General features: G+C 68.2%; 18 protein-coding genes. 7 read left to right on the top strand and 11 right to left on the bottom strand.

Annotated elements, in window-relative coordinates:
* Positions 1–22: 22 nt before the first annotated feature.
* Positions 23–622, top strand: a complete 600-nt coding sequence (locus RM704_RS25120; protein WP_033528333.1) for a Uma2 family endonuclease — start codon at positions 23–25, stop codon at positions 620–622.
* Positions 623–634: 12 nt separating this feature from the next.
* On the opposite strand, the gene RM704_RS25125 is transcribed toward RM704_RS25120, so the two are convergent.
* The 9 genes from RM704_RS25125 to RM704_RS25165 form a co-directional block, all read right to left on the bottom strand.
* Positions 635–1,717, bottom strand: coding sequence for an endo-1,4-beta-xylanase (locus tag RM704_RS25125; RefSeq protein WP_033528332.1), 1,083 nt, complete (start codon positions 1,715–1,717; stop codon positions 635–637).
* A 14-nt stretch (positions 1,718–1,731) separates the two neighbouring features.
* Entirely contained in the window at positions 1,732–4,884 is a 3,153-nt protein-coding gene (locus tag RM704_RS25130; RefSeq protein ID WP_192829692.1) for a glycosyl hydrolase 115 family protein, read from the bottom strand.
* A 164-nt stretch (positions 4,885–5,048) separates the two neighbouring features.
* On the bottom strand, positions 5,049–5,648 hold the full coding sequence (locus RM704_RS25135) for a hypothetical protein (RefSeq protein ID WP_033528331.1): 600 nt from the start codon (positions 5,646–5,648) through the stop codon (positions 5,049–5,051).
* Positions 5,645–6,202 carry an RNA polymerase sigma factor gene (locus tag RM704_RS25140; RefSeq protein WP_033528330.1) on the bottom strand — a complete coding sequence of 186 codons (558 nt, stop codon included), beginning with the start codon at positions 6,200–6,202 and terminating at the stop codon, positions 5,645–5,647. Before RM704_RS25140 ends, RM704_RS25135 begins: the two co-directional genes overlap by 4 nt.
* Before the next feature lie 226 nt (positions 6,203–6,428).
* Positions 6,429–7,622, bottom strand: coding sequence for an elongation factor Tu (gene tuf, locus RM704_RS25145; RefSeq protein WP_033528329.1), 1,194 nt, complete (start codon positions 7,620–7,622; stop codon positions 6,429–6,431).
* 169 nt (positions 7,623–7,791) lie between these two features.
* A complete protein-coding gene (fusA, locus tag RM704_RS25150; RefSeq protein ID WP_033528328.1) occupies positions 7,792–9,918 on the bottom strand; it encodes an elongation factor G in 2,127 nt (708 codons plus the stop codon).
* A 39-nt stretch (positions 9,919–9,957) separates the two neighbouring features.
* The gene (gene rpsG, locus RM704_RS25155) at positions 9,958–10,428 is read right to left on the bottom strand and encodes a 30S ribosomal protein S7 (protein ID WP_003992340.1); all 471 of its coding nucleotides are present in this window, start codon (positions 10,426–10,428) and stop codon (positions 9,958–9,960) included.
* 2 nt (positions 10,429–10,430) lie between these two features.
* Entirely contained in the window at positions 10,431–10,802 is a 372-nt protein-coding gene (gene rpsL, locus RM704_RS25160) for a 30S ribosomal protein S12 (RefSeq protein ID WP_003948652.1), read from the bottom strand.
* Between the two features lie 310 nt (positions 10,803–11,112).
* On the bottom strand, positions 11,113–11,643 hold the full coding sequence (locus tag RM704_RS25165; protein WP_192829696.1) for a DUF1707 and DUF4190 domain-containing protein: 531 nt from the start codon (positions 11,641–11,643) through the stop codon (positions 11,113–11,115).
* A gap of 252 nt (positions 11,644–11,895) precedes the next feature.
* Here RM704_RS25165 and RM704_RS25170 point away from each other — a divergent pair, with 252 nt between their 5' ends.
* From RM704_RS25170 to RM704_RS25195, 6 genes are all read left to right on the top strand, one after another.
* Positions 11,896–12,612: a Crp/Fnr family transcriptional regulator gene (locus RM704_RS25170; RefSeq protein WP_033528327.1), complete on the top strand. Its 717-nt coding sequence runs from the start codon at positions 11,896–11,898 to the stop codon at positions 12,610–12,612.
* A gap of 142 nt (positions 12,613–12,754) precedes the next feature.
* A complete protein-coding gene (locus RM704_RS25175) occupies positions 12,755–13,498 on the top strand; it encodes a hypothetical protein (RefSeq protein ID WP_033528326.1) in 744 nt (247 codons plus the stop codon).
* On the top strand, positions 13,495–15,636 hold the full coding sequence (locus RM704_RS25180; RefSeq protein ID WP_033528325.1) for a hypothetical protein: 2,142 nt from the start codon (positions 13,495–13,497) through the stop codon (positions 15,634–15,636). The genes RM704_RS25175 and RM704_RS25180 overlap by 4 nt, the downstream gene beginning before the upstream one ends.
* 27 nt (positions 15,637–15,663) lie before the next feature.
* Positions 15,664–16,635: a hypothetical protein gene (locus RM704_RS25185; protein ID WP_033528324.1), complete on the top strand. Its 972-nt coding sequence runs from the start codon at positions 15,664–15,666 to the stop codon at positions 16,633–16,635.
* Positions 16,632–17,138 carry a Pycsar system effector family protein gene (locus tag RM704_RS25190; protein ID WP_033528323.1) on the top strand — a complete coding sequence of 169 codons (507 nt, stop codon included), beginning with the start codon at positions 16,632–16,634 and terminating at the stop codon, positions 17,136–17,138. The genes RM704_RS25185 and RM704_RS25190 overlap by 4 nt, the downstream gene beginning before the upstream one ends.
* A gap of 40 nt (positions 17,139–17,178) precedes the next feature.
* Positions 17,179–18,171, top strand: a complete 993-nt coding sequence (locus RM704_RS25195; RefSeq protein WP_033528322.1) for a M48 family metalloprotease — start codon at positions 17,179–17,181, stop codon at positions 18,169–18,171.
* A gap of 89 nt (positions 18,172–18,260) precedes the next feature.
* On the opposite strand, the gene RM704_RS25200 is transcribed toward RM704_RS25195, so the two are convergent.
* Positions 18,261–22,160, bottom strand: a complete 3,900-nt coding sequence (locus RM704_RS25200; RefSeq protein WP_033528321.1) for a DNA-directed RNA polymerase subunit beta' — start codon at positions 22,158–22,160, stop codon at positions 18,261–18,263.
* Positions 22,161–22,254: 94 nt separating this feature from the next.
* A complete protein-coding gene (gene rpoB, locus RM704_RS25205) occupies positions 22,255–25,740 on the bottom strand; it encodes a DNA-directed RNA polymerase subunit beta (RefSeq protein ID WP_033528320.1) in 3,486 nt (1,161 codons plus the stop codon).
* Positions 25,741–25,759 lie beyond the last annotated feature (19 nt).

Consider the following 25,759-nt stretch of genomic DNA (forward strand, 5'->3'; position numbering starts at 1 on the left):
GCACAGACGAGGAGCGAGTGCCATGGCCATCACCCCGGACAACGCACGGCACGGCGCCTCTCACCCCTACCGGGCCATGCGGGACTTCGTTCAGTCGATGGACGACACCCTCCCCGGCAAATTCGAGATCACCAAGGAAGGGATCGTCCACGACATGATGTCGCCCAGCGGCCGTCACGAGCTCACGACGCTGCGGCTCCGGAAGCGCCTGGAGAAGGTCATGCCGGAAGAGATCGTGGCCCATACCGGCGAGCCCGATGTGGAGGACGAACCCGAAAACATCATGCGCCGCCCCGACGTGATGGTGATCGTCGAAGAGGACATGGATGTCGACGGATCCTTCGATCCCCGTTCTCTCATCGCCGCCATCGAGGTCGTCTCACGCTCCAACCCGGACAACGACTGGGTGGGTAAAGCTCGCGACTACCCGCTGATGGGCATTCCCGTCTACTCGATCTTCGACCCCCGCACCGGCACCGGCGCCGTCCTCACCGACATCCACGCCACCCCCGACGGGCCCCGCTACGCCACCCGCAAGGACTTCGTCTACGGCGAGGACGTCACCATCGCCGACTGGACCATCTCCACGGAGAACCTGCCCCGCTACCCGGACAAGGGCTGAGGGCGACGCCCGTCACCTCCCGGCCGCCAGCCCCTCCCGCAGAGCCCCGTACGCCGGCTTCCGCCCGTACTCCTCGTCCATCAGCGTGGCCGAGCCCTGGCCCTCGAACACCCCCGGCACCCATGAGTACCGGTCCGTGAACCCCCACACCGTGAACGACCTGCAACTCCGCGCCCCCAGACACGCGTCCAGCAGCTTCCGGTAGTACGACGCCTGGGTGGCCTGCTTCGCCTCGTCCACCGGCAGGATCATCCGCACGTCCACCTCCGTGAACGCCGTCCGCATGCCCAGCGCCTCGAAGCGGGCCAGGTTCTCGGCGACCTGCCCCGGGAAGCCGTACTGGATCGCGAGGTGCCCCTGAGCGCCGAAGCCCTGCACCGGCACGCCCTCCGCGCGCAACCGTTTCGCCAGTTCGTAGTACGCCGTGGACTTCGCGTTGACGCCCTCCACGTTGTAGTCGTTGAGGAAGAGCTTCGCCTTCGGGTCGGCGGCGTGGGCCCAACGGAAGGCGTCGGCGATGTAGGAGGGGCCGAGCTGCTGCAGCCAGATCGAGTTCCGCAGGCTGCCGTCCTCCTCGAAGACCTCGTTCACCACGTCCCACTGCTGGATCTTCCCCTTGTACCGCTTCACCTGGGTGGTGATGTGCTTCCGGAGGATCCCGCGCAGCTCCGCCGCCCCGATCGAGCCGTCCGCCACCCCGGCCGTCAGCCAGCCCGGCAGCTGGCTGTGCCAGACCAGGGTGTGGCCGCGCACCACCTGCCCGTTCGCCCGCGCGAAACGGACCAGGTCGTCGGCGGCCTTCCAGTCGTACACGCCCCGCTGCGGCTCCACCGACTCCCACTTCATGACGTTCTCGGCGGTCACCGAGTTGAACTCACGCGCGGTGGTTCCGCGGTACGTCCGGTCGTCCGCGAGGGCCGCCATGTCGACGGCCGTGCCGACACGTACGCCGGCCCGGTCGGCGAGCGCGCGCAACGACGGGCCGGGCTGTCCCTGCCCCTGCGCCGAGGCCGGGTGCACGGCCACGGCCGTGGACAGCAGGGCTCCGGCGACCACCCCGAGCACGGGCAGGCGAAAGCGGTTCAGGTACGTCATCCTCAGGTCCCTTCTCAGATCCGGCGGCTCTCCAGCGGCCCCAGATACGTCGACGTCAACCCACCCGTGTCGATCACCAGGCGCTGCAGCACCACCGTCGGATCGACCATCCAGAACGTCAGCCGGTGCACCCCGGGCCCGGCGATCGCGTGCCGGGTCGCCGTCACGTTCACGTTGTCCGAGGTGTTGCGGGCCCACTGCTTGTTCATGAGCCCGTCGTCGGCCCCGGTGGCGGCGTTGATGTCGACGACCTGGGGTTCCCCGCCGTCGAACGACACCGCGTACCGCAGACCGCCCGTCGGAAGCGTCGGATTCCTCGGCGAGAGGTACGCCCGGACCGTCACCTCGTCCACGGCCGACAGGAGACTGACCTCGTACTCCAGCCGCGGCCCCGCCCCGCCCGGCGTCTGCCGAGCCGCCGTCACGGGCCACGGCGTCACCCCGGCCCCCGTACGCCCGATCCGGTCGATCCGGCGCCAGCGCACACGCCCGTCGGCCGACCCCACCGCCCGCGCGTAGTGCTCCGCGTCGATCGCCACATAGCCGCCCGCCTCGACGAACCCCCGCAGCCCACGCTCCACCCGTGCCGACGGCCTCTGTGCGACGGCCTTCACCGTGACCGAGGCCCCCGCCCCGCTCACCGTCAACGCGCCCTCCAGGCGGCCCCCACCGTCCGGCAGCCGCCCCCAGTCCACCCGCACCGCCACCCGTACCTGCTCCTCGACCCGCCCCCGCGCCCGCTCCACCACCAGCCACGGCACCGACGACTCGATCCGGTACGAGAAGGGGGTACGCCCCCGGTTGAAGATCTCCACGTACTGCTGGGGCCGGGTCTGGTACGGGCTGAACACCGGAAGGACGGCCTGCGTCGCCGATCCCGGCCACCACTCCCCCGCGTCCTCGGCACCGTCCACCGACACCCCGAGCTCCGCGGCCTCCGGCACCTCGATCCGCCGCACCTTGGGAAAGATCTCGTCCGGCAGCGCCACATGGTCCTTCTCCGGCTGCTGCCATCCGGCGTTGGGCCCGTACCGCTCCACGTCCCCGTACCCGATGTGCGGCTGGGTCTGGAAGCCCCGCCACTTCCCGCCCGCCACCTCGGAGTTGAAGCGATCGGCCAGCTCGAAGTCCCGCTCCAGACCCTTCTCCGCCTCGGCCGCCATACGGTTCGTCGCCGCCCGCCCCTGCCCCGCGTACAGCAGGTTGTGGAACTCGGCCTCCCGCAGCCCGTACAGGTTCGCGGTCGCCTCCACCTCGTACCCGACCAGCTCGAACCACGCGTCCCGCAGGGCCGCCGGAAGCCGCCGCCCCACCCGCTCCGCCCGCTTCGCCAACGCCCGCCACTCCTCGGTGACGCGTTCCAGCTCACGGTGGCCGAAGTAGTACGGCGTCTCCTGGTCGTCGTAGACGATCGCCCGCTCGTCCTTCGTGGGGTCCTTCATCGTGTCGAGGGTGATCCGCCGGTTCAGCAACTCGGGCTTGCGGCGCGCCTGAAGCTGTCCGTACGCGCTCAGCACCTCGGCGATCGCCGCGGCGGCCGCCTCCCCGAAGTGCTGCCGCGCGAACCGCCGCTCCCACTCCTGCAGGTTCTCCAGCCCCCAACGCCCGGGATTCCAGGCGTAGTCGAGGAAGAAGCCGGTCGGCAGCTCGTTGCCCTTCAGATCACCGACGTTCACCACCCACAGGCCGTGGTTGCCGTAGGCGTCCGCCTCGTGCAGCTGTTCCCAGAGGTTCGCCAGGTTGGCCGTGTCGACCCACTTGTAGTTGCGCCCGACCCCCACGTAGTCGAAGTGGTAGTACAGCCCGTAACCCCCCGGTCGTACGGGCTCCCCGGGGTCCGGATGCTTGCGGATGTTCCCCCAGTTGTCGTCCGTGAGGACGACGGTCACGTCCTCCGGCGCCCGCAGCCCCCGGTCCCAGTAGCGCTGGACCTCCTTGTAGAGGGTCCACACCTGCGGGGTCTCCGACGCCGGACGCCCCGTCACCTCCTCGATGATCCTGCGCTGCGCCGCGATGATCTCCTGCATCAGTTCGATGCCGTCGCCGTCCGGGAGGCTCGTGTCGCCGTTCCCGCGCATCCCCAGCGTGACGACGCCCTCGAAGTCCTCGTCGACCATGCGGCGGATGCCGTCCCGCCAGTACGCACGGATGGCCTCGGCGTTGCGCCGGTACGACCACTCCCCGGTGCCCCCGTAGGGGTCCCGTCCGGGCGTGACCACGTTCCCGGACGCGTCCCTGACCGCCGGCACCGCATGCCGGTTCCACTCCTCGATCCCCCGCATCATGGGCGCCTCATGAGACGTGCCCATGACAACCCCATAGGCCTTCGCCCGCGCGTGGTTCTCCGGATCGTCCTCGGCGAAGGCCCGCCCCCACACCGCCGGCCAGACGTAGTTCCCCTTCAGCCGCAGCAGCACCTCGAAGACCTTGGCCCAGAAGTCCGCGTTGAAGCCCCCGGGGTACCCCGGCGCCTTCCCCGGCCCGAAGTACGCCGGCGCCCACGTCCCGAGCGCCGGGTTCTCGTCGTTGATGAAGACGCCCCGGTACTTCACGGCCGGCGTCCCCTGGCTGAAGCGGCCCGGCCGCACGTACACCGCCTCCCGGCGGACCGGCGGCACGTCGTCCCACCAGTACCAGGGCGAGACCCCGATCCCGTACGAGACGTCGTACGCCCCGAAGATCGTGCCGCGCGGGTCGCTGCCCGCGATCACGAAGGCCCGCCGCACCCCGGGCATCGGCCGCTCGACGACCGTGTGCAGCGAGGTCTCCCACTTCCCCCGCACCCCGTCGACGTCCAGTTTCCCGGCGTCGATCAGCCCGTCGATCAGCGGACTGCGCCCGATGGTCCCCACCAGGACCACCTCCCGCGCGAGCTCGCCCCCCGGGCGCACCCCCGTCACCCGCTCGATGTCGTCCCGCAGATCCCCCGCGACCCTCACGACTCCGGGGTGGTCCTCGGGGCTCACCACCACAGCCGCGCCGACCAGCGCGAACGCCCCCGGCACAGGCGCGAAGGAGAGGTACGCGCCGGGGTCGGAGACCCTCAGCGCCCCCGGCAGCACCTCCGCCGACGCCTCCTCCGCCCGCGCGACCCCCGGCAGGGCGGGCGACACGGCGAGCCCCGCACCCGCCCCCAGAACGATTCTCCGACTGACGTCCGCGGACATGCCACACCCCTCGACCGGTCAATCCCGCAAACGGAATTTGCTCAGCGACATGACAAATGGTGAAGGGAGTGAGGCGAGGGGACAACGGGTCGGACGCGCCGAATAGTTTCGAAGGCCGGAGCGTCGAGCGGCCTGTACGGCCGGCGCCGTACAGGCCGCTCGGCCTACTGCTCCTCGAAGGAATCCCTACGGGCGCCGGATCCGTCCCAGGGAACCTCCTGGCAGGGTTCGACCCGCCCCTTGAAGGCGTACACGACCGAAGCGGGTGCACGGCCGCGGGTCCCCCATTGCGGCTCCTCGAACACCAGGGAATCACCAGGACGCAGAGTGAACGCGTGGACGGGCATCACCGGGGCGTCACCCGACCCCACGGCCCAGGCCGGTTGATAGGCCTCACCACGAGGCTGCGCGCAGGCATAGCCACTCCTGGGCCTGTCGACGGTCACGCTGATGCCGTCGGCGCGCAGCCGCTCCCGCAGCTCCCTCTTGTCGTCGCCGCTCAACACGATGTCCCGCATGCTGACCGTGACGCTGCCGTCCTCGTGCCGTTCGACGGCGTACGCGCTGGACCCGCCCTGCGACGACGGAAGCGCGACCACCGCCCCCGCCGCCGCGACGCACGCCACCAGGGCGACCACCGCACGCCGCGGGGTGATCCTGCGCCGCACCACCGGCTCCGGCCCGTCCTCGCCCCGCAGCGCGATCTCACGCCGCAGCTCGTCCAGCAGCCGGTCCTCGAAGGTCTTCACCGTCTTCCCGCTCATGCCTCGCCCCCTGCGTACGTGAGTGCTGCCGCGTGCCCGCCGTCCCCGCCCGCCGCGGCCGACCGCAGCGCCCTGCGCGCCCGGTGCAGCCGTACGCGTGCGGTGACCTTGCGTATGCCCAGCGCCTGGGCGGCCTCGGTGACGCTCAACTGGTCGACGGCGACGAGTTCGATCACCGCACGCTCCCCGTCGGGCAGGCCCTCCAGGGCGGCCAGTGCCCGGCGGCCGGCCCCCTCCGCGTCGAGCTTCTCCTCCAGCCGGCCGATGTCGTCGGCCTCCAGCAGCCGCCGCCCGGCGATCCGGCTGCCGAGCGCGCTCTGCCGCGCGCTGCGCCGCGCCTCCGCGGCCACCACGTTGCGCGCGATGCCGTACAGCCAGGCCGTCTCGCTCCCGAGGTCGGGCCGGTAGGCGCGAGCGGAGTCGATCACCGCGAGGAAGGTCTCGGCGGCGAGGTCGGCGACGGTGTGCGGATCGGTGACCCGGCGGGCCATGAAGCGCGTGACGGCGTCGACGTGGCGGCGGTAGAAGATCTCGAACGCGGCCGGGTCGTACATCTCTCCCGGCGGACCGCCCCTGCTTCTCTCGTGCGGTGCCAAGGTGTGCACCTCTCGTCGTCGGTCGTGCTGTCACCCCTACTTGGCCCGGCGCGCGGGAAGCGTTACGGGGTGCCCGTCATGAGCAGGCGTCACGGGACAAGCGAAAGGGCCCGTACGACCGAAGTCGTACGGGCCCCTTCAGGAGCTCAGCTGGTGCTGGAGCTACCAGGTCAGACCAACGGAACTACTTGTTGATCTTGGTGACCTGGCCGGCGCCCACGGTCCGGCCACCCTCACGGATGGCGAACTTCAGGCCCTCTTCCATGGCGATGGGCTGAATGAGCTCAACCTTCATCTCCGTGTTGTCGCCGGGCATGACCATCTCGGTGCCCTCGGGGAGGGTCACCACGCCGGTCACGTCCGTCGTACGGAAGTAGAACTGCGGGCGGTAGTTGTTGAAGAACGGCGTGTGGCGGCCACCCTCGTCCTTGGACAGGATGTAGGCCTGGGCCTCGAACTCGGTGTGCGGCGTGACCGAACCGGGCTTGATGATGACCTGGCCGCGCTCGACGTCCTCGCGCTTGATGCCACGGAGGAGCAGACCGACGTTCTCACCGGCCTGGCCCTCGTCGAGCAGCTTGCGGAACATCTCGATGCCGGTGACCGTCGTGGTGGTCTTGTCCTGCTTGATACCGACGATGTCGACGGTCTCGTTGACCTTGAGGACACCACGCTCGATACGACCGGTGACGACGGTGCCACGACCGGTGATCGTGAAGACGTCCTCGATCGGCATCAGGAACGGCTTGTCGACGTCACGCTCGGGCTGCGGGATGTTCTCGTCGACGGCCTTCATCAGGTCGAGGACGGACTGGCCCCACTCCTTGTCGCCCTCAAGGGCCTTGAGCGCCGAGACCTTGACGACCGGCAGGTCGTCGCCCGGGAACTCGTACTCGGAGAGCAGCTCACGGACCTCGAGCTCGACGAGCTCCAGGATCTCCTCGTCGTCCACCATGTCGGCCTTGTTCAGGGCGACGACGATGTACGGAACGCCGACCTGGCGGGCCAGGAGCACGTGCTCCTTGGTCTGCGGCATCGGGCCGTCGGTGGCGGCGACAACGAGGATGGCGCCGTCCATCTGCGCCGCACCCGTGATCATGTTCTTGATGTAGTCCGCGTGACCGGGGCAGTCGACGTGGGCGTAGTGACGGGTCTCCGTCTGGTACTCGACGTGCGCGATGGAGATGGTGATACCGCGCTGGCGCTCCTCGGGAGCCTTGTCGATCTGGTCGAACGCCGAGGCCTCGTTCAGGTCCGGGAACGCGTCGTGCAGCACCTTGGTAATGGCGGCCGTGAGGGTCGTCTTACCGTGGTCGATGTGACCGATGGTGCCGATGTTGACGTGCGGCTTAGTCCGCTCGAACTTCGCCTTCGCCACGGGGGTCCTCCTGGGAGTGGTTCTGGAACGCCTTGCTTCATCGGCGCCAGGTGATCTTTGCTGGAAAGTCCGGGTCCTTGGGCAAACACCCGTGTTCGCGGGTGTTTGCCCCCTGAGGCTCCGGAGTCAAGCCTAAAGCGTGTGGACGCGGTGCGTGGAACGCGGTGCGTTACTCGCCCTTGGCCTTCGCGATGATCTCCTCGGCGACGTTCCGCGGAACCTCGGCGTAGGAGTCGAACTGCATCGAGTAGCTTGCGCGACCCGAGGTCTTGCTGCGGAGGTCTCCGACGTAGCCGAACATCTCCGAGAGGGGCACGAGGCCCTTCACGACGCGGGCACCGGCCCGCTCCTCCATGGCCTGGATCTGGCCACGGCGGGAGTTGATGTCGCCGATGACCTCACCCATGTAGTCCTCGGGCGTGGTGACCTCGACGGCCATCATCGGCTCGAGCAGCACGGGGCTGGCCTTGCGCGCGGCCTCCTTGAAGGCCTGCGAACCGGCGATCTTGAACGCGAGTTCGGAGGAGTCGACCTCGTGGTAGCCACCGTCGATGAGCGTGACGCGGACGCCCGTCATCTCGTAGCCCGCGAGGATGCCGAACTGCATGGCCTCCTGCGCACCGGCGTCCACCGAAGGGATGTACTCCTTCGGGATACGGCCACCGGTGACCTTGTTCACGAACTCGTACGAGGCGTCGCCGCCCTCGATCGGCTCGATCGCGATCTGCACCTTGGCGAACTGGCCGGTACCACCAGTCTGCTTCTTGTGCGTGTAGTCCACGCGCTCGACGGCCTTGCGGATCGTCTCACGGTAGGCGACCTGCGGCTTACCGACGTTGGCCTCGACCTTGAACTCACGGCGCATACGGTCGACCAGCACCTCGAGGTGCAGCTCGCCCATACCACCGATGATGGTCTGGCCCGTCTCCTCGTCCGAGTGGACCTGGAAGGAGGGGTCCTCCTCCGCGAGACGCTGGATGGCGACACCCAGCTTCTCCTGGTCACCCTTGGACTTGGGCTCGATGGCGACCTGGATGACCGGCGCCGGGAAGTCCATGGACTCCAGGATCACCGGCTGCTTGTCGTCGCACAGCGTCTCACCGGTCGTGGTCTGCTTCAGACCCATGACGGCGATGATGTCGCCGGCGCCCACCGACTCGATCTCCTCACGCTTGTTCGCGTGCATGCGGTAGATCTTGCCGATGCGCTCCTTCTTGCCCTTGACGGAGTTCAGCACGGCGGTGCCGGACTCCAGGCGGCCCGAGTAGACCCGGACGAAGGTGAGCTTGCCGAGGTGCGGGTCGCTCATGATCTTGAACGCCAGCGCGGACAGCGGCTCGTCGTCGGACGGCTTGCGCTTGACGACCAGCTCGGGGTCCTTCACGTCGTGGCCCTCGATGGCCTCGACGTCGAGCGGGGTCGGCAGGTAGCGCACGACCGCGTCGAGCAGGGGCTGGACGCCCTTGTTCTTGAACGCGGTGCCACAGAACACCGGGGTGACCGTGGTGTCGTTGGACTTGCCGGACGCGATGGTGATGCGACGGATCGCGGCGTACAGCTGCTCCTCGGTGGGCTCGACGCCCTCCAGGTACAGCTCCATGATCTCTTCGTCGTTCTCGGCGACCGCCTCGACGAGCTTGCCGCGGTACTCCTCGGCAGCCTCGGTGTGCGTGGCCGGGATGTCGACGACGTCGTACATCTCACCCTTGGCGGCCTCGGCCGACCAGACCAGGGCCTTCATCGTCACGAGGTCGACGACGCCCTTGAAGTCGGCCTCGGCGCCGATCGGGAGCTGCATGACGAGCGGCTGGGCGCCCAGGCGGTCCGAGATCATGTCCACGCAGCGGTGGAACTCGGCGCCGGTACGGTCCAGCTTGTTGACGAAGCAGATGCGGGGCACGCCGTAACGGTCGGCCTGACGCCACACCGTCTCCGACTGCGGCTCCACGCCGGCAACGCCGTCGAACACCGTCACGGCACCGTCGAGGACGCGGAGCGAACGCTCCACCTCGACGGTGAAGTCGACGTGACCCGGGGTGTCGATGATGTTGATGGTGTGGTCGACGCCCTCGAGCGGCCAGTGACAGGTGGTGGCAGCAGAGGTGATCGTGATGCCACGCTCCTGCTCCTGCTCCATCCAGTCCATGGTGGCGGCGCCGTCGTGGACCTCACCGATCTTGTACGAAACGCCGGTGTAGAACAGGATCCGCTCGGTGGTGGTCGTCTTGCCCGCGTCGATGTGGGCCATGATCCCGATGTTGCGGACCCTGGCCAGGTCAAGCGAAGTGGTAGCCATAAGGCTTCAGTCTTCTCTCGGTCTCGATGGGGTCTGCGACTACCAGCGGTAGTGCGCGAAGGCCTTGTTGGACTCGGCCATCTTGTGCGTGTCCTCGCGCTTCTTCACAGCGGCACCGAGGCCGTTGGAGGCGTCGAGAAGCTCGTTGAGCAGACGCTCGGTCATGGTCTTCTCGCGACGGGCGCGGGAGTAACCGACCAGCCAGCGCAGCGCGAGCGTGTTGGCGCGACCGGGCTTGACCTCGATCGGAACCTGGTACGTCGCACCACCGACACGGCGGGACTTGACCTCGAGGGTCGGCTTGATGTTCTCCAGAGCGCGCTTCAGCGTGATGATCGGGTCGTTGCCCGTCTTCTCACGCAGGCCCTCCATGGCGCCGTAGACGATGCGCTCGGCGGTGGAGCGCTTGCCGTTCAGCAGCACCTTGTTGATGAGCGAGGTGACCAGAGGAGAACCGTAGACCGGGTCGATGATGACCGGGCGCTTCGGGGCGGGGCCCTTACGAGGCATTCTTACTTCTCCTTCTTGGCGCCGTAGCGGCTGCGGGCCTGCTTGCGGTTCTTGACACCCTGGGTGTCCAGGGAACCGCGGATGATCTTGTAGCGAACACCCGGCAGGTCCTTCACACGGCCACCACGCACGAGCACGATGGAGTGCTCCTGCAGGTTGTGTCCCTCACCCGGAATGTAAGCAGTGACCTCGATCCCGCTGGTCAGACGCACACGCGCGACCTTACGCAGGGCCGAGTTCGGCTTCTTCGGGGTGGTCGTGAACACACGCGTGCAGACGCCGCGACGCTGGGGCGAACCCTCGAGTGCGGGCGTCTTGTTCTTCTCGACCTTGTCCTGCCGGCCCTTCCGGACCAGCTGCTGGATCGTAGGCACTACTTCTCCGGTTTCTGTGTGCCGAATGGTGAAGCTAACCCGGAACATTCGCCGACCCACGCGGTCGGGTGTGTCGAAACTGCTGACTCCCGCCGCAAGGCAGAAAGGGCGCAGAGTACGGTGGCCGCTTACGGCTCCCCCTGTGCGGTTGAAGGCACGCACGAGAGCCAGGGCACACCCCAGGCACAAGGTCTGAGCGTACCTACCTCATTCGCTATGGTCAAAACAAATGGGCAGGCGCGGGTTTAGGGGTGGACGCATCCCGGGTTCAAGGGTGGACGCGTCCGCACCGCCGAACCCCCGCCGACGCTCAGGTTCCGCTGCTCGACGACACTCCCGCGATCATGAGGATCATGAGGAAGAAGGCCCAGCCCGCCACGGAGAGCCAGCCGAGGATGAGGCCGGCCAGCGCGAAGCCCTCCCCGCCCTCGCCCGTGCGCTTCATCTCGGCGCGGGCGGTGTGACCGAGGATGACGGCCGGGATGCCGGTGAGCCCCACCGTCATGGTCGTGAGCACACCGCAGACCATCGCGCCCACGGCCTTGCCGTTGGTAGGCGGGGGCAGCACGGGCGCCGGCATGAAGGTTCTCGGGACCATCGGCGCCATGGGCGCCATCGCGCTCGGCTGCATCGCTGAGGGCCCCTGTGGCAGGTCGGCGACCAGGAGAGCCAGCTCCCCCACCGTGCGCGCCTGATAGGCCCTCTCGACGCGCCTCTCGTACTCGTCCTGCGGGAGGCGGCCCTCACTGAAGCCCGCCTTGAGCACATCGACGGCACGTTCACGGTCCGCATGGGCGGCGAGCAGGGACGGGCTACTGCCCTGCGCCTGCTGCCACGGCATCGGCTGCCACGACGGGTTCGACACGAGAAACACTCCCCCGGACTGGTAGTTCCTCCATGATGCGGCAACGCACGGCGTACGGCACCGGTTCCCCGCACCACTTCTGTCCCGGTTCTGCTACCGCTCGGCGGGACGGCGCGACAGCGACTGTCGGCCAGAGGCTGATTGCTGCTCCTTCCCCGGCCGGCTGCCTCAAGTACGTTGACTGGTCGCGGATCAACGACATCGGCGCAGGTGAAGACGGGGGGCAGGATGGCTGGGGGCCGTACGCGCGCGTGGGACGACGACGGGTTCGACGACCGTGTGCCCTTCCTGGCCCGTCTGGAGAAGGAGGACCGCGTCGCCCTGCTGGCGGCCGGTCGTCCACTGCGCTTCCGGGCGCGCGCCGTGCTCATGCACCAGAACGATCCGTCCACCCATGTGCTGCTGCTCCTGCACGGCTGGACCAAGGTGACGGCCCTCGCCGCCAACGGCTACGAGGCCTTGCTCGCCCTGCGTGGCCCCGGTGACATCATCGGCGAGGGCGCCGCGCTCAGCGGGCGGCACCGAGCGGCCACCGTGACGGCCATGGATCCCGTCGAGGCAGTCGCCATCGACCAGGCCCGGTTCACCGCGTTCCTCTCGGGCAGCCCCCAGGTCTCCCTGCAACTGCTCGGCCTGGCCACCGACCGTCAGCGGTCGACCGACCGTCGACGGCTCGAGTGGGCCGCCCTCACCGTGCGCGAAAGATTAGCGGTCCTCTTGCTCGAACTGATGCGCACCCATGGCAGCCGGACCGACGAGGGCGTCGAACTCACCATCGGGCTCAGCCAGCAGGAGTTCGCGGGCTCGGTCGGCTCCTCCCGTGAGGCGGTCGCCCGGCTGCTGAAGGAGCTGAGGGCCAGGCAGGTGGTGGTCACCAGACGCCGCCGCATCGTCGTCCTGCGCCCCGACGTCCTGCGCCGCATCATCGGCGGGAGCTCCGCCTGACGCACATCTCCGGCTGTTCTTCTGCGTACACGGTCACAGATCGTCCATGTCATCGGCCCTCCGCCGCACGCCGTACGCCCGCCATCGTGCTGCGTGCCGACAACGGACCGACTCGCGGAAGCGAAGACAGACAGGGACAGACATGGCCGACCCCGTGTTCCGCACGATCCTCCTCTTCGACATCGAGCAGTTCGGCAGCCGCGACGACGTGGAACAGGCGTTCCTGCGTCGGGTCCTGTACGACATCGTCGACGCCACGTTCGTCGACGCGGGTGTCGACGAGACCGCCCGGCTGCGCGCCGACCGCGGTGACTCCGTCATGGAACTCATCGACGCCAAGGTCTCCGTGCCGACGCTGTTGAAGACGCTCCTGACCGAGACGCCGGCGCTTCTGCACAACAAGAACCGCCTGCTCGCGAGCAGCGCGCGGATACGGCTGCGCATCGTGCTCTCCTCCGGCTACGTCGCCGTGGACGAGCTCGACGGCTGGGTCGGCTCGGACCTCAACCACGCGGTACGGCTGCTGAACTCCGACCCGCTGCGCGACGCCCTCAAGCAGTCGGACGCGGGCAGCGTCCTGGGCGTGTCCGAGGCTGTTTATCAAGGGGTCGTACGCCACGGTCCCCTGGGCGTGCGCCCCGGCGACTTCCATCGCGTCACCGTGGAGACGAAGGAGGGACCGACGGTGGCCTGGCTGCACGGTGAGCCGGGTGCGGAGACGGCCGCGGGTACCGGCGGGCCCTCCGGTGAGGGAACTCCGACGGCCACGAGCCTCGGCCCTTCGACTTCCCACACACACATCGGCGGCGACCAGTACGGCGTGACCGGTGGCACCGTCCTAGGCGACCTCAACTTCGGCCTACCCGACCGGGGTGAGCGGCGATGAGCCAGGACACGGCGCTCGGCTCGGCGAAGACCGCGGAGAAACCGAAGGAGGAGGAGAAACAGGAGGAGTTCTCCCAGCCTCCGGAGCAGCGGCAGAAGGCCTGGGAAGCACGACAGGATCTGGTCAGGCACGCGGCCCGTACGTTCGCGTCGACCCTGGTCGACGGCGACCAGTTCGGGCAGACCGGCGGCACGCACTTCGGCGACACGATCATTCATGCCGGAGGCTTCGGCAAGGCACCCCGCCACGCGTCCGGTCCGGTCTCCCGGACAGAGCTCGACGAGGTGACCGCCGTCTTCCGGGAAGGCGTCTCCTTCCACGATGCGCTCATGCGGCTGCGTGCCGAGCGCGTCGTCATCCTGAGCGGCGGGCAGACGACGGGACGCCGGTCAGCCGCGCTGATGTTGCTGTCCAGGCTCGGCATCGAGCAGCTACGGGAACTGGAGCCGCCCAGCTCCCCTTCCGCTCTGCTCGACGAACTGGACTCGCCCCTCGGGTACGTCCTCTGCGACTGGACCACCCGCCACCGCCATCCGCTGCGGACCCCGCACCTGTCAGGGCTGCGCGAGCAACTGGAGCGTGGCGGTGGCCACCTGGTCATCACAGTCGAGTCGTCCACGTTGCCGAGCGAGATCCCCTCCGTACGGTGGGAGCCGCCGCTGACGTCGGACGTGCTGCACTCCCATGTCACCCGGGCCGTGGGCGAGGCACCCTGGACCGGGTTGAGCGGACTGCCGTACGTCAAGGAGTTCCTCGAACGGGAGCATCCGCCCTACGAGACCGCGCAGTTCGCGACGCGTGTGGTCGCGCTGCATCGGGGCGAGATCGACGAGCAGGAGCTGGCCGCCCACGGAGAGGCGGCCGCACGGACCCAGATAGACCGGTGGCTCACCGGAGAGACTCCGAACCTCTTCGACAAGGCGTTCCTCGTCTCACTGTCCGTATTCGACGGTGCCCCGTACGCGGTGGCCGCCGAACTCAGCGACCAACTCTTCAAGCTCTTCCATCGGACGGAGAACCCGGACGAGTCCCCGCGCATCCCCGTCTTCGGCACCTCCCGTGCCGACCGCCTCCAGCTCGCCCGCGCGCTAGGCGAAATCGAAACCGAGCTCACCGATCATGGCGTGGTCGACCACTTCGTCGCCCGCTTCCAGGACGAGCTGATCGCGCCACTTCTGCTGCACCAGGTGTGGAACCTTCACCCCTCGGCCCGACCGGCGCTCGTCAGCTGGATCCGGCAGCTCGCCAAGGACAGACGTCCGCTCGTGCGGACCCGGGCGGCCGGCGCCGCCGCGCTGTTCGCGCAGGCCGACTTCCCGTCCGCGATGGCCCACCTCATCGAACCCTGGGCCGACTCGAACAGCTTCAACGCCTGGCTGATCGCCGCGAACGCCCTGACCCTGTCCGTACTACTGGAGGTCCCCCCGGCCTTCGACGTCCTGCACGACTGGTGCACAGGCGATCACCACAGCCGCCGGTGGACGGCCATCCGCGCCTACGGCCTGCTGGGCGCCGCCCACCACGAGATCACCCTGCGCGCCCTGCTCGACGCCGTCCGCCGCCCCGTCGAGGAGGAGGACACGGACGACGACGATGACGAGACGAAGAGGGAGAAGAAGAAGGCGAAGGCCAGGAGGGAGGAGGACAAGCAGTTCGCGGACGCCCTGGAACTGCTGCTCCTCACGGTGCAGAGCCCGGTGCTCCACGCGCTGGCCGAGCGTCTCGATCCCCAGGGCCCACGCCATGATCGTGCCGTCCGCTCCCACGCGCTGCGCGCCTTCGTCCAGGCCTGTGACCAGTATGAGGAGGAGGGCGACCGCCCGATCGTCCTCGACTGGTACGCCCGCGCCCTGGCCGCCGACGAGATGGTGGACGTCCGGCACCTGACCGCTTTCTGGAGCGCCGTTCTCGGTGACCAGGAGCTGACCTCCCGGGCCCTGCGCGTCCTGCGCGGCTGGGTGCTCACGGCCGACGAGGACAGCAAGTCCGAGATCGCGCTCACCACGCTGCTCCCGGCGCTCGCCGCGACGCCGGGCAACCACCAGCGCATCACCCATCTTCTGCGCACCGTGCGCGACGCCGACGAGAACGCCCTGGATGTGGCCGACCGGCTGGACACGGCCGTGCGCACCGTCTGACCCTCCCCCGTCACCTGGAGCATGTCCATGGACACCGATGCCCTGTGCCTTCAGCCCGACGAACCCGACCGGTCGGCGGAGGGGCTTCTTCCGCAGCCCACCCCCTTCTTCGACCCGGTCCTCAGGGTCCGGCAGCTGCCGCGTCTGCGCCTCGGCGGCCGCCGTCACGTCGGCCGGATCGATCACACCCTGGTCTGCGTCACCCACAAGGGTGCCTACGAGACCTTCCCACCGCCTGCCCGGCCCACCTCCGTCCGCCGCTACGTCGCCCTCTACGAAGTGGACACCGACCCGCACACGTTGCACCTACGGGAACACCTGCCCAGTCGGGTCGACAGCTTCGAGTTCGAAGCCTTCGCCGAGATCACCTGGCGGGTCACGGACCCGGCCCGCTTCGTCACCAGCCACGAACGGGACGTACCCGGCCTCCTCGCACGCGAACTCGTCCCGACGATGCGGGCGGCGAGCCGCCGTCACGCCATCACCGAGAGCCCGTTGGCCGAGCGGGCAGTGCAGCAGGCACTCGACGAGGCCGCGCAGATCGTCGGCGACCAGGGCCTGCGGGCCACCGTCACGGTCCGGCTGCGGCTCGACGCGACCGAACGCACCCACCAGGAGCGGCTACGTGCCGCACGACACGAGGCGGAGGCCGCCACGCCGGAGCACGAGGTGTCGGTCCAGCGACAGCAGCTCGAGGCTCGCATCAGGGCAGAAAAGATCAAGTTCTACGAGGACTGCCTGGCCAGGGGTGACACCGCCGCCCTGGCGCTGCATCTGACGGAGCATCCCGACGACACCCGGCTCGTCCTCCAGCACCTCGGTGAGGAGCGCAAGGTACTCATCGAGACGCAGCGCCACCTGATCGACCGGGTGCTCGACAAGGAAGGGCTGGAGAGCTACCAGCTCCAGGAGCCCCGGGAGCTCACCGCCAGGTGGATGACGACCGTCCTGAAGTCGGGCGCGTCGCCCGAGGACGAGGCTCCGGAGACGCCTGCGTGAGTGCCGTACCCCCACCGGTGGCCGCCCCGGAGGTACAGGCGGGCACGCTGCTGCTGGGCGACCTCCGCGCCGAGATCGCCCGCGCCGACACCAAGGCCTCCGTCCTTGCCGGGGCCCTGGGCATCATGGCGGGTCTGCTCGGCGGACACCGATGGAGTCCCCCCGCGCTCTCCCCCACCGCCGCGCTCGTGTGGTGGCTGGGCGTGGCGTCGCTGGTCGCAGCCCTGTTCGCGCTGCTGCTCGCGGTTCTGCCCCGCTACCGCAGGAGCACCTGGGAGCCCGGTCTGCCCCTGACCTACTTCGGTGACGTACGGCGCGCCGCCCGGACCGGAAGCCTTGCCGCGGCCGTGGCGGAGACAGGGCGCGACCCCACCCTCGGCCTTTTCCTGGCGCTGGCCGAGACCAGCCGCATCGTGGCCCGCAAACACCTCTGGATCAGAACGGGACTGATCGCCTTCGGTTGCGCCGCGGTGCTGCTCCCCGGCTCCGCACTCATGGCCTGAGTCCCCCTCGCCCCGCCTCCGGAACCCGACAAGGAGTGTCATGTCCGTCCCCTACGAATCCGAGCACCGCCGAAAGCGTCCGGACCCCATGGACAATCTCTCCTCCCGCGCCGGACGCGTCCACATATCGGCCCGCCACCGCGGTGTCGACGCCACCACACTCGGGCACCTGACGCTCCAGCTGCCGCAGGTGCTGACAAGTTCGGCCGTCGTCTTCGTCGTGTCGTACGCCGTCGCCGTCCTGCTCGGGCCACCTTGGTGGATCCCGTTCGGCTGCTGGGTGGTCAGCGGAGGGCTGGCCTTCCACCGGCCCTGCGAACGCCTCCTGGCCCGGTGGCTGTACCGGCTCCGCTACCCCACGCCCGAGGAGTACCGGAAGCTGGCGTCGGTCTGGCGCCAGGTGACCGCCCGAGCCGGCGTGGACGGGGACACGTACCAGTTGTGGGTCGAGGACAGCGCCGGGATCAACGCCATGGCGGCCGCGGGCCACATCGTCGGCGTCACCAGCCATTCGCTCAGGACGCTCACCCCCGCCCAGCTCGCCGGCGTACTCGCGCACGAGTTGGGCCATCACGTGAGAGGGCACTCCTGGGCCTCGTTGCTCACCTTCTGGTACACACTGCCCGCGCGGATCACCTGGCGCCTGCTGCGGTGGCTGGCCGCACGCGTCGACCGTGTGTCCGTGGGCGTCGCCGCCCTGATGATCGGCCTCTTCGGCGCCACCATGTTCGCCCTGGCCGCAGCCACATACGGCCTGGTCCTCCTGCCCTTGATCACGCCCTGCCTGGTGGCTGCCGTATCCCGCCGCGCGGAACTTCGCGCGGACGAACACGCGGCCGAACTCGGCTTCGCGGAGCATCTGATGACCGTGCTGAGCGAGGATCTCCACCGCGAGGCGACCGCACACGCCGACGCCTCGGCCCTGGGCGTCCGCGTCGAGGAGGAGGGAGTGATCGCACGGCTCCTCGCCTCCCACCCGGACCCGCACACCCGGCTCCACCACCTGCGGTCCCATCTGGAGCGCGGGCGCTGATCTCCTGGGCCGACGGGACCCCACCGAACGCCGAAGGGCGGCCACCCGAAGGTGACCGCCCCTCAACTCAAGCGATGACAACCGCTCGCCTACTGGTTGTACGGACCGTAGTCGTAGTCCTCCAGCGGAACGGCCTGGCCGGAGCCCGTGCCGAACGGCGAGTAGTCGATGTCGTCGTAGCCGACGGCCGAGTACATCGCGGCCTTGGCCTCCTCGGTCGGCTCGACCCGGATGTTGCGGTAGCGGGACAGACCCGTACCGGCCGGGATGAGCTTACCGATGATGACGTTCTCCTTGAGGCCGATGAGGCTGTCGGACTTGGCGTTGATCGCCGCGTCCGTCAGGACTCGGGTCGTCTCCTGGAAGGAGGCGGCCGACAGCCAGGATTCCGTCGCCAGCGAGGCCTTGGTGATACCCATCAGCTGCGGACGACCGGAGGCCGGGTGACCGCCCTCCTGGACCACACGACGGTTCTCGGTCTCGAACTTCGACCGCTCGACCAGCTCACCGGGCAGCAGCTCGGCGTCGCCGGACTCGATGATCGTCACGCGGCGGAGCATCTGCCGGATGATGATTTCGATGTGCTTGTCGTGGATCGACACACCCTGCGAGTTGTAGACCTTCTGGACCTCGCCGACCAGGTGGACCTGGACCGCACGCTGACCCAGGATGCGCAGCACGTCGTGCGGGTTGGTGGCACCCACGGTGAGCTTCTGGCCCACCTCGACGTGCTCGCCCTCGCTCACCAGCAGACGGGCACGCTTCGAGATCGGGAACGCCGTCTCGTCGCTGCCGTCGTCCGGCGTGATGACGATCTTCTTGGTCTTCTCCGTCTCCTCGATGCGGACGCGACCGGCCGCCTCGGAGATCGGCGCGACACCCTTGGGCGTACGGGCCTCGAAGAGCTCCACGACACGCGGCAGACCCTGCGTGATGTCGTCACCGGCCACACCACCGGTGTGGAAGGTACGCATCGTCAGCTGGGTACCGGGCTCACCGATGGACTGGGCGGCGATGATGCCGACCGCCTCACCGATGTCGACCAGCTTGCCGGTGGCCAGGGAGCGGCCGTAGCACATGGCGCACGTGCCGACCTTGGACTCACAGGTCAGGATCGAGCGGGTCTTGACCTCCTCGACACCGTGGTGCACGAGCTGGTCGATGAGCACGTCGCCCAGGTCCACGTTGGCCGGCGCGATCACCTTGCCGTCGATGACGACGTCCTCGGCGAGCATGCGGGCGTAGACGCTGGTCTCGACGTCCTCGGCCTTGCGCAGGACCCCGGTCTCGTCCTTCGAGGCGATCCGCAGCTTCAGACCGCGCTCGGTGCCGCAGTCCTCCTCGCGGATGATGACGTCCTGCGAGACGTCCACCAGACGACGGGTCAGGTAACCCGAGTCGGCGGTACGCAGGGCGGTGTCCGCCAGACCCTTACGGGCACCGTGCGTGGAGATGAAGTACTCCAGCACCGACAGACCCTCACGGAACGAGGCCTTGATGGGACGCGGGATGGTCTCGTTCTTCGCGTTCGACACCAGACCGCGCATACCCGCGATCTGCCGCATCTGCATCATGTTTCCTCGGGCACCCGAGTCGACCATCATGAAGATGGGGTTGGTCTTGGGGAAGTTCGCGTTCATCGCCTCGGCGACCTCGTTGGTCGCCTTGGTCCAGATCGCGATGAGCTCCTGCGTGCGCTCTTCCTTGGTGATCAGACCGCGCTCGTACTGCTTCTGAACCTTCTCGTCCTGCGCCTCGTACCCGCGGACGATCTCCTTCTTCGCCTCGGGAACGACGACGTCGGAGATGGCCACGGTGACACCGGAGCGGGTCGCCCAGAAGAAGCCGGCCGCCTTCAGGTTGTCGAGCGTCGCCGCCACGATGACCTTGGGGTAGCGCTCGGCCAGGTCGTTGACGATCTCGGAGAGCTGCTTCTTGCCCACCGAGTAGTCGACGAACGGGTAGTCCTCGGGCAGCAGCTCGTTGAAGAGCGCACGGCCGAGCGTGGTCTTCAGACGGAAGCTGTCACCCTGCTGCCACTCCGGCTCGCCCTCCTCGCGCTCCGGCGGGGTCCAGCCGCGCGGCGGGATGGTGCCCACCGGGAAGCGGATGTCCACCGCGGACTGCAGCGCCAGCTCGCCGGCGTCGAACGCCATGATCGCCTCGGCCGTGGAGGCGAACGAACGCCCCTCGCCCTTGGTGTCACGCAGCTCGCCGTCGGTAGTGAGGAAGAACAGACCGAGGACCATGTCCTGGGTCGGCATCGTCACCGGACGGCCGTCGGCGGGCTTGAGGATGTTGTTCGAGGACAGCATCAGGATGCGGGCCTCGGCCTGCGCCTCCGCGGACAGCGGCAGGTGCACGGCCATCTGGTCACCGTCGAAGTCCGCGTTGAACGCGGTGCAGACGAGCGGGTGGATCTGGATGGCCTTGCCCTCGACCAGCTGCGGCTCGAAGGCCTGGATACCGAGGCGGTGCAGGGTGGGCGCACGGTTCAGCAGCACCGGGTGCTCGGCGATGACCTCTTCGAGGACGTCGTACACGACGGTGCGGCCACGCTCGACCATGCGCTTGGCGCTCTTGATGTTCTGCGCGTGGTTGAGGTCCACGAGCCGCTTCATCACGAACGGCTTGAACAGCTCCAGCGCCATCGCCTTCGGCAGACCGCACTGGTGCAGCTTCAGCTGCGGACCGACGACGATCACGGAACGCGCGGAGTAGTCCACACGCTTGCCGAGCAGGTTCTGACGGAATCGACCCTGCTTGCCCTTCAGCATGTCGCTGAGGGACTTCAGCGGGCGGTTACCGGGACCGGTGACCGGACGACCACGACGGCCGTTGTCGAACAGCGCGTCGACGGCCTCCTGGAGCATGCGCTTCTCGTTGTTCACGATGATCTCGGGCGCGCCGAGGTCGAGAAGCCGCTTCAGACGGTTGTTCCGGTTGATCACACGGCGGTACAGGTCGTTCAGGTCGGAGGTCGCGAAGCGGCCACCGTCCAGCTGCACCATCGGGCGGAGGTCCGGCGGGATGACCGGCACGCAGTCCAGCACCATGCCCTTGGGGCTGTTGCTGGTCTGCAGGAACGCGGAGACGACCTTGAGGCGCTTGAGCGCACGGGTCTTCTTCTGGCCCTTGCCGGTGCGGATGATCTCGCGGAGGCGCTCGGCCTCCTCGTCCAGGTCGAAGGACTCCAGGCGCTTCTGCAGCGCCGCGGCACCCATCGAACCGTCGAAGTACGTGCCGAAGCGGTCACGCAGCTCGCGGTAGAGGAGCTCGTCGCCCTCCAGGTCCTGGACCTTGAGGTTCTTGAACCGGGTCCACACCTCGTCGAGACGGTCGATCTCGCGCTGCGTACGGTCGCGCAGCTGCTTCATCTCCCGCTCGGCACCTTCGCGCACCTTGCGGCGCACGTCGGCCTTGGCGCCCTCGGCCTCCAGCTCGGCCAGGTCGGTCTCGAGCTTCTTGGCGCGGGCCTCGAGGTCGGCGTCGCGACGGTTCTCGATCTGCTGCCGCTCGACGGAGACGTGGGCCTCCAGGGAGGGCAGGTCGCGGGTGCGGCGCTCCTCGTCGACGTACGTGATCATGTACGCCGCGAAGTAGATGACCTTCTCCAGGTCCTTCGGGGCGAGGTCGAGCAGGTAGCCCAGCCGCGACGGAACGCCCTTGAAGTACCAGATGTGGGTGACGGGAGCGGCCAGCTCGATGTGGCCCATCCGCTCACGACGCACCTTGGCGCGCGTGACCTCGACGCCACAGCGCTCACAGATGATGCCCTTGAAGCGGACACGCTTGTACTTGCCGCAGTAGCACTCCCAGTCCCGGGTCGGACCGAAGATCTTCTCGCAGAAGAGTCCGTCCTTTTCGGGCTTGAGCGTGCGGTAGTTGATCGTCTCGGGCTTCTTGACCTCGCCGTGGCTCCACTGACGGATGTCGTCAGCGGTGGCCAGACCGATCCGGAGCTCGTCGAAGAAGTTGACGTCGAGCACTATGCGTCAATCCCTCTCAGGGTTGTAAGTCATGGGGTCTGATACGGGGGTCCTGGGGCCGGCGGCCTTCATGGCGAAGGCCGCCGAACTCCCGTCAGACCTCTTCGACGCTGCTCGGCTCGCGCCGGGACAGGTCGATGCCAAGCTCCTCCGCAGCGCGGAAGACGTCCTCGTCGGTGTCGCGCATCTCGATGGACATGCCGTCCGAGGACAGCACCTCCACGTTGAGGCACAGGGACTGCATCTCCTTGATGAGAACCTTGAAGGACTCAGGGATGCCGGGCTCGGGAATGTTCTCGCCCTTGACGATGGCCTCGTAGACCTTCACGCGGCCGGTGACGTCGTCGGACTTGATGGTCAGCAGCTCCTGGAGGGCGTACGCGGCGCCGTAAGCCTCCAGCGCCCACACCTCCATCTCACCGAAGCGCTGGCCACCGAACTGGGCCTTACCACCCAGCGGCTGCTGGGTGATCATCGAGTACGGACCGGTCGACCGGGCGTGCAGCTTGTCGTCGACCAGGTGGTGCAGCTTGAGGATGTACATGTACCCGATGGAGATCGGGTCCGGGAACGGCTCACCGGAGCGGCCGTCGAACAGCCTCGCCTTACCGGTCGGCTGCACCATGCGCTCGCCGTCGCGGTTCGGGATGGTGTGCTGGAGCAGACCGGCCAGCTCGTCCTCGCGGGCACCGTCGAAGACCGGGGTCGCGACGTTGGTGCCGGGGGCGACGGAGTCGGCGCCGATGACCTGCAGGCGCTTCGCCCAGTCGTCGGCGAGACCGGAGACGTCCCAGCCGCGGCTGGCGAGCCAGCCGAGGTGGATCTCCAGGACCTGTCCCGGGTTCATTCGGGACGGCACGCCGAGCGGGTTGAGGATGATGTCGACCGGGGTGCCGTCCTCCAGGAACGGCATGTCCTCGATCGGCAGGATCTTGGAGATGACGCCCTTGTTGCCGTGACGGCCGGCGAGCTTGTCACCGTCGGTGATCTTCCGCTTCTGCGCCACGTACACGCGCACCAGCTGGTTCACACCGGGGGGAAGCTCGTCGCCCTCCTCGCGGTCGAAGACGCGGACGCCGATGACCTTGCCGATCTCGCCGTGCGGCACCTTCAGCGAGGTGTCACGGACCTCACGGGCCTTCTCACCGAAGATCGCGCGGAGCAGACGCTCCTCCGGGGTCAGCTCGGTCTCACCCTTGGGCGTGACCTTGCCGACCAGGATGTCGCCGGCGACGACCTCGGCACCGATGCGGATGATGCCGCGCTCGTCGAGGTCGGCGAGGACCTCCTCGGAGACGTTCGGGATGTCCCGGGTGATCTCCTCGGGGCCGAGCTTGGTGTCACGGGCGTCGACCTCGTGCTCCTCGATGTGGATCGAGGAGAGGACGTCGTCCTGCACGAGGCGCTGCGACAGGATGATCGCGTCCTCGTAGTTGTGACCCTCCCACGGCATGAACGCCACGAGCAGGTTCTTGCCGAGGGCCATCTCGCCGTTCTCGGTGGCCGGACCGTCGGCCAGGACCTGGCCCTCGATGATCCGGTCGCCCTCGTTGACGATGACCTTCTGGTTGACCGAGGTGCCCTGGTTGGAGCGGGCGAACTTGGCCAGGCGGTACGTGATGTACGTGCCGTCGTCGTTGGTCGTGGTGATGTAGTCCGCGGAGACCTCCTGGACCACACCCGCCTTCTCGGCCTTGACCACGTCGCCGGCGTCGACGGCGGAGCGGTACTCCATGCCGGTGCCGACGAGCGGGGACTCGCTCTTGATGAGCGGCACGGCCTGACGCATCATGTTCGCGCCCATGAGGGCACGGTTGGCGTCGTCGTGCTCCAGGAAGGGGATCATGGCGGTCGCGACCGACACCATCTGGCGCGGCGAGACGTCCATGTAGTCCACGTCGTCACCGGGGACGTAGTCGACCTCGCCGCCACGACGGCGGACCAGGACGCGGTTCTCGGTGAAGCGCATGCCCTCGTCGAGCGTGGCGTTGGCCTGCGCGATGACGAAGCGGTCCTCTTCGTCGGCCGTCAGGTAGTCGACCTCGTCGGTGACGACACCGTCGGTGACCCGGCGGTACGGCGTCTCCACGAAACCGAACGCGTTGACCCGGCCGTAGGAGGCGAGCGAACCGATCAGACCGATGTTCGGGCCTTCGGGCGTCTCGATGGGGCACATGCGCCCGTAGTGGGACGGGTGCACGTCACGGACCTCGAAGCCGGCCCGCTCACGGGAGAGACCACCCGGGCCAAGAGCCGACAGACGGCGCTTGTGGGTGAGACCCGACAGCGGGTTGTTCTGGTCCATGAACTGCGACAGCTGGCTGGTGCCGAAGAACTCCTTGATGGAGGCGACGACCGGCCGGATGTTGATCAGGGTCTGGGGCGTGATCGCCTCGACGTCCTGGGTCGTCATGCGCTCGCGGACGACACGCTCCATACGCGCCAGACCCGTACGGACCTGGTTCTGGATGAGCTCGCCGACGCTGCGCAGACGACGGTTGCCGAAGTGGTCGATGTCGTCGGTCTCGACGACGATCGTCTGGCCGTTGTCGGCGGCCGTCTCGGTCTCGCCCGCGTGCAGCTTCACCAGGTACTTGATCGTCGAGATGACGTCCTCGACGGTCAGGACGCCCGCGTCGAGCGGAGCCTCCGCACCCAGCTTCTTGTTGACCTTGTAGCGGCCGACCTTCGCGAGGTCGTAGCGCTTGGGGTTGAAGTACAGGTTCTCCAGAAGCGTCTGCGCGGCCTCACGCGTGGGGGGCTCGCCCGGACGCAGCTTGCGGTAGATGTCGAGCAGCGCGTCGTCCTGCCCCTGGGTGTGGTCCTTCTCCAGGGTGGCGCGCATGGACTCGTACTCGCCGAACTCCTCCAGGATCTGCTCGGTGGTCCAGCCGAGTGCCTTGAGGAGGACGGTCACGGACTGCTTGCGCTTGCGGTCGATACGCACACCGACCATGTCGCGCTTGTCGATCTCCATCTCCAGCCAGGCACCCCGGGACGGGATGATCTTGGCGGAGAAGATGTCCTTGTCGGACGTCTTGTCGATGGAGGAGTCGAAGTAGACACCCGGCGAACGGACCAGCTGCGACACCACGACACGCTCGGTGCCGTTGATGACGAAGGTGCCCTTGTGGGTCATGAGCGGGAAGTCGCCCATGAAGACCGTCTGGGACTTGATCTCGCCGGTCTCGTTGTTGGTGAACTCGGCGGTGACGAAGAGCGGTGCCGCGTACGTGAAGTCGCGGTCCTTGCACTCGTCGATGCTGTTCTTCGGCGGCTCGAAACGGTGGTCGCGGAACGTCAGCGACATCGACCCGGAGAAGTCCTCGATCGGGGAGATCTCCTCGAAGATCTCCTCCAGACCGGACTTGGTGGGGACGTCCTGTCCGTTCTCCAGAGCCTCCTCGACCCGACTCTGCCAGGCGGTGTTGCCGAGCAGCCAGTCAAAGCTCTCGGTCTGCAGCGCGAGCAGGTTGGGAACCTCGAGAGGCTCCTTGATCTTTGCAAAAGAGATGCGCAGCGGGGCGGTGCTGGCGGCGGGGTTCGTATTCGCGGTCGAGGCGTTGCGCGAGGCGGCCAAGAGGGGGTCCTTCCGAGGG

The organism is Streptomyces gottesmaniae (assembly GCF_031845845.1).
Classification (GTDB): domain Bacteria; phylum Actinomycetota; class Actinomycetes; order Streptomycetales; family Streptomycetaceae; genus Streptomyces; species Streptomyces akebiae.